The organism is Sphingomonas sp. P4_D12, assembly GCF_056401895.1.
Genome location: NZ_JBFUIL010000004.1, coordinates 126,061 through 137,073, shown reverse-complemented (window position 1 = coordinate 137,073; position 11,013 = coordinate 126,061). Strand labels below are relative to the sequence as shown.

Genomic DNA, 11,013 nt, shown 5'->3' with positions numbered 1-11,013 from the left:
GCGCAGATCTCAGATCGCGACGCGGCGCGCCAGATCGGTGCGCCTCGCCTCCACCTCGGCGCGGGCGCGTTCGAACGCGTCGCTTTCGGTCGCCGTGAGCAACCCATCGATCACGCGCGCAAGATGGTCGCGCATGGCCTCGCGCGCCGCCTTGGGGTTGCGCTCGCGCAGCGCGGCGAGGATCGTCTGATGCTCGTCGATCCGCGGCACCACGCCAACGCTGCGCGCGCGTTCGAGCATGTGCTGGCAAAGCGGCGAACGCGACCGCGCGTCCCACAACGATTCGACCACGTCGACCACCGCCGAATTGCGCGTGGCCCGCGCGATCGCCAGGTGGAATTCGCGGTCGGCATGTTCGCCGCTGACATTTTCCTGATTCTCGCGCTCCATGTCGCCGATCAGCACTTCGAGCGCGGCGATCTCCTCGTCGGTGATCGACACCGCCGCGAGCGCCGCCGCCTCGCCTTCGAACAGGCGGCGCGCCTCGGTCAGTTCGAACGCGCCGATATCGAGTCCGATCATCGGCGTGTCGAGCGGCGGATTGTCGACGACGAAGATTCCCGAACCGTGGCGCGACCGCACGATGCCGATGACTTCGAGCGCGATCATCGCCTCGCGGACCGTCGGCCGGCTGACCTTATACTCGTCGGCGAGCTCGCGTTCGGACGGGATGCGCTGGCCCGGCAGGAAGTCCCCACGCTGGATCGCCTCCGCGACGGACGCAGCGACCTGCTGGTAGAGTTTGCGCCCATCGGGCTGCGACGCGGCCCCGGCTGGCTTGGCAACTGGCCTGATCAATCTCTGTATCGGCATAACCGGTTGATCCTTACCAAAGCCCGTGCGCAGCGGCAACAGCGACCTTCTTTGGTAAGGTGGCCTGACGGGATTTTGTCAGGCAATCCTTGCATGTGGTCTGACCATTTGTTAATTGGGGCCGCGAAGCGTCGGCGAAAAGACCCGAGGCACGACATGGAGAGGGAAAGATGATCGGATTACATACATCTGTCGGACGCGGCGCGCTCGCCCTGTCGCTCGCATTCTGCGCGACGCCGGCACTGGCACGGGCGGACAAGCCGGCCGATCCCGGCCAGACCGCGCCGGACGCAGCCGCGCCCCAGAGCAGTCCAGTCGCTGCCGAAACGAACGAACCCGTTCCGGGCGACATCATCATCACCGCTCAGAAGCGCTCGGAAAATATCCAGAAGGTGCCGCTGGCCGTCTCGGTGGTCAGCGAAGAGCAGCTCAAGGCCTCCGGCGTCACCCAGTTTCAGGATCTGGGCAAGATCGCGCCGTCGCTGACCGTCCGTCCGGCCGAACATCCGGTCAACGCCAACGTGTCGCTGCGCGGCGTCGGCACCTTCGCGTTCGGCATCGGTGTCGAGCCGAGCGTCGCGGTGCTGGTCGACGAAGTGCCGCTCGCCTTCCAGGCGCGCGCCTTTACCGACCTGCCCGATGTCGAGCGGATCGAAGTGCTGCGCGGCCCGCAAAGCACGCTCTACGGCAAGTCGGCCTCGGCCGGCCTGATCAACATCATCACGCGCCAGCCCACCGATACGTTCCGTGCGCGGTTCAACGTGATGGGCACGACCGACAGCGAATATGGCGGCAATTTCAGCGTCTCCGGCCCGATCAGCTCGCAACTCGGCTACGTCCTGTCGGCCAGCTATTCGAACTGGGACGGCAATGTCCGCAACCTGTTCAACGGCAAGAAAGTGAATGGACGTGAGGCGTTCAACACCCGCGGCAAGCTCCGCTGGGAGCCGGCGTCGAATGTGACCATCACCTTGTCGGGCAATTACCTCAACGGCAACACCACGGTCGGGCGCCCGTTCATCCGCCTGGACCCGGCCGCATTGCTCCGCAACACGGCGGGCCAGACCCAGGCAGTGACGATGCCCGGGGTCACGGTCGGTCCTGACAATCGGGACATTAGCAACAATTACAATTCGCGCACCAAATATGAAGGCGGCGGCGGGTCGCTGCGCGGGGAAATTGGACTGGGCGACATGACGCTCGTGTCGATCACGTCCTACGACAAATTCCGGCTCAACGACTATCTCGATCACGACGACACGTCGTCACCCGCTACGGTCGGCAACAACATCCAGGTCGGCCAATTCCATTCAAAGCTGTTCACGCAGGAAGTCCGCTTGCTCTCGTCCAGCGCCAAGCCCTTCCGCTATACGCTCGGCGCCTATTACGCGAACGTGAAGTTCGAGCGGCCGTTCGCGCGCGGACCTTACTTCTCGTTGGCCAATTGGTACGCGACGTCGAAGTCCGAGCAACTCGCTGCCTTCGCACAGGTCGACTGGGAGATCGTGCCGCACCTCATCCTGACCGGCGGCGGGCGCGTCCAGAACGAAAAAGTCTCTTATACCTTCCGCGACAATCTCGCGGTCGCGCCGGCCGGGTCGTTCTTCAGCGGTCATGCCGAGGATACGGCGGGCACCTACCGGATCAGCGGGCGTTACGAGATCACGCCCGACCTGATGTTCTTCGCCACCTATTCGACCGGCTATAAGGGTCAGACCTACGATCTGACGACGGGCTTCAATGCCAACCGAGCGGCGGCCGGCCCGATCAAGCCCGAACGATCGCGCGACAAGGAGATCGGCATGCGTGCCCAGTTCCTCGACCGGCGCGTGACGTTCAACCTCACCTATTTCGACACCAACTACAAAAACCTGCAGGCGCAATCGATCGAGACGCTGGCCGACGGAACGACCAACTTTCGGCTTACCAATGTCGGCGGCTTGAATACCAAGGGCGTCGAGCTGGATACCGCTGCGCGCCTTGGCGCCGATTTGAACCTTACCGGATCGGTTGCCTATCTCGATGCCAGGTACACCGACTTCCCGGTGGCTCAATGCTATCCGATGCAGACTGCGGCCCAAGGTTGCACCGGCTCGCCGACGCGCCAGAACCTGACCGGTGCACGCGCCGTCCAGGCGCCCAAGTGGAAGTTCGGGATCGCCGCCGACTATTCGCCGTCGCTGGGCGGCAATCTCAAGGGCGTAGTGCAAGCCAACTGGCAATATCAGAGCAGCGTCTATTATGTCGCGGAAGACCCGCAGACCTTCCAAAAGGCCTATAGCATCGTCAATGCCGGGCTCGGTGTTCGCGACAAGAACCGCAAGTGGGAAATCGTCGCGTTCGTCAACAACCTGTTCGACGTTCAATATTATCCGTCGCTGGTCAACACGGCGGGCAATTTCGGCAACAAGATCGCGACCCAAGCACTGCTGCCGCGCGACTTCCGTCGCTATGGCGGGCTGCGGTTGGGCGTGAACTTCTGATGGACAGGCGGGGCGCGTATCGCCCCGCCTCCTCGTGCGGATCGGGAGCGACGTGATGGTTCGTTTTGCGCTGCCGGTGGCAAGTGCCGTAGCGCTGCTCGCGGCGGCAGGCGCCCCGGCCCAGGATGCACCGGCACGGCCGGGAGTCGATGCTCCCGAACTCGCCGCGCTCGGCCCCCATCCGGTCGGCGTCGCCGATATCGAATTCGTCCAGCCTGGCCAGGCCAATCCGCTCCAGGGCAAGGATCGACCGGCGATCGTCGACCGGCATCTGGCGCTCAAAATCTGGTATCCGGCCGCCGCGCCGGGAAAAGGCACGACCTACCACTCAGCGCTACCGGGCGAGACCGGCAAGGACGTGACCTTCTCCGTCGCCGGCGTTGCGTCGCCCGGCGCACGTGCCGCCCATGGGAAGTTTCCGCTCGTCATCCTGGCGCATGGCTACAGCAACACGCCTGTAGTGCTGTCCTGGCTCGGCGAGAACCTTGCCAGCAAGGGCTATGTCGTCGTCGCGCCGGACTTTCGCGATCCGCCGATTACCATCCGCACCGCCGCGGCTGCCGCCGGTCCGCTCGCCCGGCGGCCGCTCGACATCGCTTTCGTCGCCGCCGAAGCGCAGCGGCGCGCTCGCGCGGGACTCTGGCCGTTTGCGACCGCCGATGGTGGCCGGACGGTGCTGATCGGCTATTCGATGGGCGGCTATGGCGTGCTCACTGCCGCCGGCGCGCCGCTCGATCCGGCGCTGGCGGGGGCGACCCGCAACGCGCTCGCACCCTATGTCGCGACCGGCCCCAAAGCAGGCGAGCTCAAGGTCGCGGGGCTGAAGGCAGTGGTCGCGATCTCTCCACCGGCTGCGCTTCGCGGCACCAATATGTGGGCCGCGCCCGGCGTCGCCGCGATCCGTGCACCGACATTGTTCATCGTCGGCAGCCAGGACCATGTCGTCGGCTACGACCCCGGCGTGCGGACATTGTTCGCGCAGGAGGCGCACGCGCCGCGCTATCTGCTGACCTTCCGCGAAGCGGCGCACAGCATCGCGCTGATCGGCGCCCCGGCCGGGATGCGCGGCTCCTTCTGGGATCTCGACTGGTTCGAAGATGCCGTGTGGCGCAAGGACCGATTGATGGCGATCGAGACGCATTTCATCACCGCCTTCCTCGATCGCTACGTCAAGGACGACAGCACGAAGGCCGCGTACATCGACGGGCTGACGCCCAATTCCAACAACGGGATCTGGGCCGGCGCACCGCCCGGGCGCTATTCGGGGTACAGCCCCGGACCGCCCGCCGCTACGTTGTGGAAGGGGTTCCAACCCAACAAGGCGTCGGGAATGTCGTTCGAATTCAAACCCGCCGAATAGGCGACACCAAGCAGCAATCCGGCACCGGCCGGCCAACACCAACACGCAGGAGCAGTTACCGACGATGTTCATGACGCAGACGATGCGCTGGTTCGGACCCGACGATCCCGTGTCGCTACGGGATATCCGCCAGGCGGGTGCGAGCGAAGTCGTGACTGCGCTGCACGATACGGCCAACGGAGCAGTCTGGCCGCGCGAGGCGATCGCCGCGCGCAAGCGAATGATCGAGCAAGCCGGCCTCGGCTGGACCGTGGTCGAGAGTCTGCCGGTGCATGAGGGCATCAAGACCCGCGGACGCAATTGCGACCGGTTGATCGAGCAATATCGCGAGAGCCTGCGCAACCTTGCCGCGTGCGGGATCGATGTCGTCACTTATAATTTCATGCCAGTGCTCGACTGGACGCGGACCGATCTGGCCTGGCCGATGCCCGATGGCGCGCTGGCCCTGCGCTTCGAGCTCGAGGCGGTCGCGGTATACGACCTCCACATCCTGCGACGGCCGGGTGCCGAACGGGATTATGCCCCGGACATGGTCGCGGCCGCCGCGCGCCGTTTCCGGGCGATGGACGACGGCGCCCGGGAGCTGTTGGCACAAACGATCATCGCCGGATTGCCGGGGAGCGAGGAAAGCTTCACCGCGACCGAATTCCTGGCGGCGATCCACAGCTATGCCGATATCGGCCCCGACCGGCTGCGCGAAAACCATGTCGCCTTTCTCGAAGCGGTCTGCCCCGTCGCGGACGAGTTGAGCATTCGGCTCGTCGTCCACCCGGACGACCCGCCTTTTCCGATGTTCGGCCTGCCGCGCGTCGTCAGTACCGAGGCGGACGTCGCCAATCTCTTTTCGCGCGTGCCGAACCGGTCGAACGGACTTTGCTTCTGTGCGGGATCGTTCGGCGTGCGGCCGGACAATGACCTGCCCGGCATGGTCGAGCGGCTCGGCGACCGGATCGGTTTCCTCCATCTGCGCTCGGTGCAGCGCGAGGCCAATGGCGCGTTTCACGAGGCAGCGCATCTGGAGGGCGACGCCAACATGACGGCGATCGTCGGCGCCGTGCACGCGCTGCAACGCCGGACCGGCCGCTCGATCCCGATGCGGCCCGATCACGGGCATCAGATGCTCGACGACCTGACCAAACGGACTAACCCCGGTTACTCGCTGCTCGGGCGGATGCGCGGGCTGGCCGAGCTTCGCGGGCTCGAACGCGGCATCGCCTTCGCGCGCGGCGACGACACGACAACAGACAGATAACGGGAGAGCGGAACGTGCAGATAGCAAGGATGATCCGGCGACTGATCGCCGTGACGATGGTCTGCGCGGCGCCCGCCGTGGCGCAGCAAGCGGCCGCCCCGACGCTGCCGCTGGCGACAGTCGAAACCGGGCCATTGCTCGTCTCAGCCGATATGCGCGACGGCGTCGATCTGTCGGGGCCGTGGCATTATTCGGTCGATCCGTTCCGCGCAGGCCTTGCCGGCTTTCACGGCGAGACGCCGGGCGAGAGCCAGCAGCGCTATCTCGACCTCGACGTCGCCAAGGCGATGAGGGACGACAATCGCGCGATGTACGAGTTCGACCTCGCGCGCTCACCCGTCACCACCCTGCCTTCGTCCTGGCTGACCGAGGCGCCCGAGCTTCGTTATTATCAGGGCCTGATGTGGTATCAGCGCACCTTCCCCGCGCCCGCGGCGCGCAAGGGCCGCTATTTCCTCCGCTTCGGCGCGGCCAATTATTCGACCGTCGTCTATCTCAACGGCAAGCCGGTCGGGCGGCACGAAGGCGGCTTCACTCCGTTCGCGTTCGAGGTGACCAAGCTGCTGCGGGCCGGCGACAATCAGATCACGGTCGGTGTGGATTCGCAGGCGACCGAAGCGACCGTCCCTCCACCGGTCACCGACTGGGAAAATTATGGCGGCATCACCCGCCCGATCCGCCTGATCTCGACTCCCGATACCTATGTCGACGACGCCTGGGTGCGGTTGACCCGCGATGGCCAGCTCGCGGTCGACGCCCATCTCGACGGCGCCCAGGCCGGCAATCACGCCATTCGGCTGAAGATCGCCGCGCTCGGGGTCGACCTTGCCGGCACCACTGATGCGAAGGGCAATTGGCGCACGACGGTCGCCGCCCCGCGCGCGCTGGTCCGCTGGTCGCCCGAGCAGCCCAAACTCTATGACGTGACGATCGCCTCGGGCGACGACCAATGGCGCGACCGGATCGGCTTCCGCACGATCGAAGTGCGCGGCCCCGATATCCTGCTCAACGGCAAGCCGATCTTCCTGCGCGGTATCTCGCTGCACGAGGAGGAATTGGGCGCCGAGCCGACGCGCGCGATAACTCCGGCCGCGGCACGCGCCTTGCTCAGCGAGATCAAGGACGGGCTGCACGGCAATTATGTCCGCCTCGCCCATTATCCGCATTCCGAGGTGATGACCCGGCTGGCCGACGAGATGGGGATCATCGTGTGGAGCGAAGTGCCGGTCTATTGGCGCGTCGCCTGGAGCAATCCCGATACGCTGGCGACCGCGCGCAACATGATCGCGGAAAACATCATGCGCGACCGCAACCGCGCCTCGATCGCGATCTGGAGCGTCGCCAACGAAACGCCGGTGACCGATGCGCGCAACACTTTCCTGCGCACCCTGGTCAGTGACGTGCGCAAGCTCGACGACACGCGGCTGGTCAGCGCGGCGCTGCTGACCGAACGATCGCAGGGGGCCAACGGCAAGCCCGTCATCGCCATGGCGGATCCGCTCGCCGACGCGCTGGATGTGGTCGCGATCAACACCTATTTCGGCTGGTATACGCCCGACCGGCTCGACGACCTGGCCAGCTTCTCGTTCCGCGTGCCCGCGAACAAGCCGCTGATCTTCTCCGAATTCGGCGCCGACGCCAAAGCGGGTTTCCACGACCTGCGCGGCATGCCGGAGAAATTCTCCGAGGAATATCAGGCCGAATTCTATCGCAAGACGCTCGGCATGGTCGACCGGATTCCGACCTTGCGCGGCATGTCGCCCTGGATCCTGAAGGACTTCCGCTCGCCGCGCCGGCAGAATCCGGAGTTCCAGCAGGGCTGGAATCGCAAGGGCCTGATCTCCGAGACCGGTCAGCGCAAACAGGCGTTCGGCGTGCTGGCGGGCTATTATGAGAGCAAGGACGGCCGAAAATGACGCTGGGCCGGAGCGGCATGCTCGATCGATAAATCAGGCGTTCCGCTCCAGCGCCGTGACGAAGGCGCGAGCGCGGGCGCCGACCTCGCCCGCCGTCATGCCGGGTTTGTAGAGCGCCGAGCCGAGACCGAAGCCGGCCGCACCGGCCTGACGCCAGGGTGCCATGCCCTCGGGGACGATGCCGCCCACCGGCAGCACGCGCACGGCGCTCGGCAGGATCGCGCGCATCGCCTTGAGTATTGTCGGGCTGGCGGCTTCGGCGGGGAACAGCTTGAGCGCGGTCGCGCCCGCGTCGAGCGCGGCGAGCGCCTCGCTCGGCGTGGCGATTCCGGGCAGCGACACCAGGCCCGCGGCGGCGCTGGCGCGGATCACGTCGATATTGGTGTTGGGGGAGATCACCATCCGGCCACCGGCGTCGCGCATCGCCGCGACCTGATCGACGGTCAGCACCGTGCCGGCGCCGATCATCGCCCGGTCCCCCAGCGCGGCGACCAGGCGCGCGACGCTGTCGAGCGGATCGGGCGAATTCATCGGCACTTCGATCAGCGTGAAGCCTGCGGCGACCAGTTCCTCGCCAATCGCGACGACTTCGTCGGGGCGCACACCACGCAGGATGGCGATCAGCGGACAGGAGGCAAAGGCGGCGTCGAAAGCGGCAAGCGAAGTCACGAGAGAGAAGCTCCTATCCGGGAAATGCCGGCGACGAACGCCGCCTGGCTGTCGATGATCGTCGCGGCGCGCCCGTTGACCGCGATCGCCGCGGCATAGAGCCCGCCGAGTATTGGGTCGGCCAGAATATAGGCGGTGTCGAACGGATTGACCGCGACGCGCGCGGCGACATCGGCGCCGATGATCAACCCGCTGGCGAAGGAGGCGGCGTCGGTATCGTCGCGCAGGCCCAGCAGTTTCGCCGCGCGGATGCCGAACAGCGACCCGGTCAAATCGCGCTTCGCGCCTTCGCGAACGCCGTCGCGAAAAGCGTCGCCCAGCACGACATCGGCGCCCAGCTGCGCCGACAGGATGCCGTGCGCGCGCACCAGCGCGAACAATTCGCCGGTCATCGCGGTGGTGAAGCGCGCGATGCGTGCCCCCTCCATCTCGACCCATTTGCAATGGGTGCCGGGCTGGACCAGCAACGCGTCGGGCGGCGTCAGCCCGGCAGCGACGGCACCCAGCAACTGCACTTCCTCGCCGCGCATCACGTCGCCGCGCGCGCCGTCGCTGAACGACACGCCGGGAACGATAGCGGTACGCTCGTCGATGCGCAGCAAGTTCTGGTCGAGATCCTCGAGACCGGCAGGCGCCGGCACATAACGCGCTTCGCGCCAGCCGATCGTCGATCCGACCATTCCCGCCATCAGCACCGGCAAATCGCCGAAACGCGCGCGGATCGCCGCCAGCTCGCCGGCATAGTCGCTGACGGCGGTCACCCCGAGCGCGTCGCGCTCGGTCGCGGTGACTGCGCCGTCCTCGATCCGATAGACGCGCCGATTGGTCGTGCCCCAATCGATCGCCAGCAAGGGTCGCACGCTCATGCCATCACCACCAGGTCGCGTAGAGCGCGATCAGGATCACCACGATCAGGCCCGCGGCGATGTTGAACCCGGCCGTCGTTCGGAACGAAACACCGCGCATCGTGATCAGATTGCTCTCCGCGCGGGCCGGGCGGAGCAGAGATACGATCACCGCCAAGGCTAGCGCAACGAAAAAGACGATCGACATGCGGTTGATGAACGGGATCGCGTTGAGCGCCGCCGAGCCGCCCCAGGCGGCAGGAAACCAGAAGATGAAGCTCACCACAACCGATGCGATCGCGCCGACCAGCGCCCCCATCTCGGTCGCGCGCGGCCAGAACAGGCCGAGCAGGAAGATCACCGTGATCCCCGGGGTCACGAAGCCCGAAAATTCCTGGATATATTGGAACGCCTGATCGAGACTGCCGAGCAAGGGCCGCGCCGTCGCCATCGCGATGACGATCGCCACGGCCGCGGCGATCCGGCCGACCAGCACCAGATGCTTCTCATGCTCGATCGACCCGGCGGCGTCCTCGGCGCGCGTCTGCACGCCTTTCCTCTTGGCGTAGATATCGAGCGTGAAGATCGTCGCGATCGAATTGATCTTGGACGCGGTCGAGGCGATGATCGCCGCGATCAGCGCCGCGAAGACCAGGCCGAGCAGGCCGGTCGGCAACAACCGCATCATCGTCGGATAGGCCTGGTCCGGCTTGGTCAGCCCCGGCGCCAGCACCACGGCGGCGATCCCCGGCAGCACGATGATCACCGGCATCAGCAATTTGAGGAAACCCGCGAACACAACGCCGCGCTGCGCCTCCGACAGGCTCTTCGCCGCCAGCGCGCGCTGGATGATATATTGGTTGAACCCCCAATAGCTGAGATTGGCGATCCACATCCCGCCGACCAGCACCGCGACGCCCGGCAGATCCTTGTAATGCGGATTGTCGGGCGACAGGATCATGTCGAAATGGTCGGGCACGCGCCGCGTCAGCTCGGTGAAGCCGGCGATGATACCGGCGTCGCCACCAATCTTGCCGAGCGTCAGATACGCGATCACCAGCCCGCCGAACACGAGCAACGCGACCTGGACGATATCGGTCAGCGCCACCGCCTTGAGCCCGCCGCGCAGCTGATAGAGCAAGGCGAAGGTGCCGAGCCCGATCAGCGCCACGTCCTGATTGATGCCGGTCACTTGCGTGACGGCAATCGAGCCGAGCCAGATGATCGAGGTCAGGTTCACGAACACGTAGAGGATCAGCCAGAACACCGCCATCACGGTGCGGATCGTCGGCCCGAACCGCTGTTCGAGGAATTGCGGCATCGTGTAGATCTTGTTGGCGAGGAAGATCGGCAGGAACCATTTGCCGACGATCAGCAACGTCGCCGCCGCCATCCATTCGTAGGACGCGATGGCGAGGCCGATGGCATAGCCCGACCCCGACATGCCGACGATCTGTTCGGCCGAGATGTTGGCCGCGATCAGCGACGCGCCGATCGCCCACCAGGGAAGGTTCTTGGACGCCAGGAAATAGTCCGACGAGTCCTTGGTATGCCCCGCTTTCTCCCGGCTCACCCATTGGGCGAGCCCGAAGATGCAGACGAAGTAGATCACGACGACCGCGATATCGATGGTGGCGAGCTGCATACTCTTTCCCTTCCCCTCCGAATTCCCGAT

Annotated in this window: 8 protein-coding genes; 4 read left to right on the top strand and 4 right to left on the bottom strand. The window is 65.7% G+C overall.

Annotation, left to right across the window (positions count from 1 at the left end):
* Nucleotides 1–9: 9 nt before the first annotated feature.
* Nucleotides 10–813, bottom strand: coding sequence for a FadR/GntR family transcriptional regulator (locus tag AC1DSD_RS08960; RefSeq protein WP_478029685.1), 804 nt, complete (start codon nt 811–813; stop codon nt 10–12).
* A 170-nt stretch (nt 814–983) separates the two neighbouring features.
* Between AC1DSD_RS08960 and AC1DSD_RS08955 the strand changes: the two genes are divergently transcribed.
* The 4 genes from AC1DSD_RS08955 (at nt 984) to AC1DSD_RS08940 (ending at nt 7,824) form a co-directional block, all read left to right on the top strand.
* Complete coding sequence (locus AC1DSD_RS08955; protein ID WP_478029684.1) at nt 984–3,296, top strand: TonB-dependent receptor; 2,313 nt, start codon at nt 984–986, stop codon at nt 3,294–3,296.
* A 55-nt stretch (nt 3,297–3,351) separates the two neighbouring features.
* Complete coding sequence (locus AC1DSD_RS08950; RefSeq protein ID WP_478029683.1) at nt 3,352–4,656, top strand: alpha/beta hydrolase family protein; 1,305 nt, start codon at nt 3,352–3,354, stop codon at nt 4,654–4,656.
* 64 nt (nt 4,657–4,720) lie between these two features.
* Complete coding sequence (gene uxuA / locus AC1DSD_RS08945; protein ID WP_478029682.1) at nt 4,721–5,908, top strand: mannonate dehydratase; 1,188 nt, start codon at nt 4,721–4,723, stop codon at nt 5,906–5,908.
* A 29-nt stretch (nt 5,909–5,937) separates the two neighbouring features.
* Complete coding sequence (locus tag AC1DSD_RS08940; RefSeq protein ID WP_478029681.1) at nt 5,938–7,824, top strand: glycoside hydrolase family 2 protein; 1,887 nt, start codon at nt 5,938–5,940, stop codon at nt 7,822–7,824.
* Between the two features lie 33 nt (nt 7,825–7,857).
* Here the strand turns inward: AC1DSD_RS08940 and AC1DSD_RS08935 are convergent, their stop codons facing one another.
* Genes AC1DSD_RS08935 through AC1DSD_RS08925 form a run of 3 tightly spaced genes read right to left on the bottom strand, consistent with a single transcriptional unit; the run spans nt 7,858 to nt 10,983 of the window.
* Nucleotides 7,858–8,493, bottom strand: coding sequence for a 2-dehydro-3-deoxy-6-phosphogalactonate aldolase (locus AC1DSD_RS08935; protein WP_478029680.1), 636 nt, complete (start codon nt 8,491–8,493; stop codon nt 7,858–7,860).
* Nucleotides 8,490–9,359 carry a 2-dehydro-3-deoxygalactonokinase gene (locus tag AC1DSD_RS08930; protein WP_478029679.1) on the bottom strand — a complete coding sequence of 290 codons (870 nt, stop codon included), beginning with the start codon at nt 9,357–9,359 and terminating at the stop codon, nt 8,490–8,492. Before AC1DSD_RS08930 ends, AC1DSD_RS08935 begins: the two co-directional genes overlap by 4 nt.
* A 4-nt stretch (nt 9,360–9,363) precedes the next feature.
* On the bottom strand, nt 9,364–10,983 hold the full coding sequence (locus AC1DSD_RS08925; RefSeq protein WP_478029678.1) for a sodium/sugar symporter: 1,620 nt from the start codon (nt 10,981–10,983) through the stop codon (nt 9,364–9,366).
* Nucleotides 10,984–11,013: the final 30 nt, after the last annotated feature.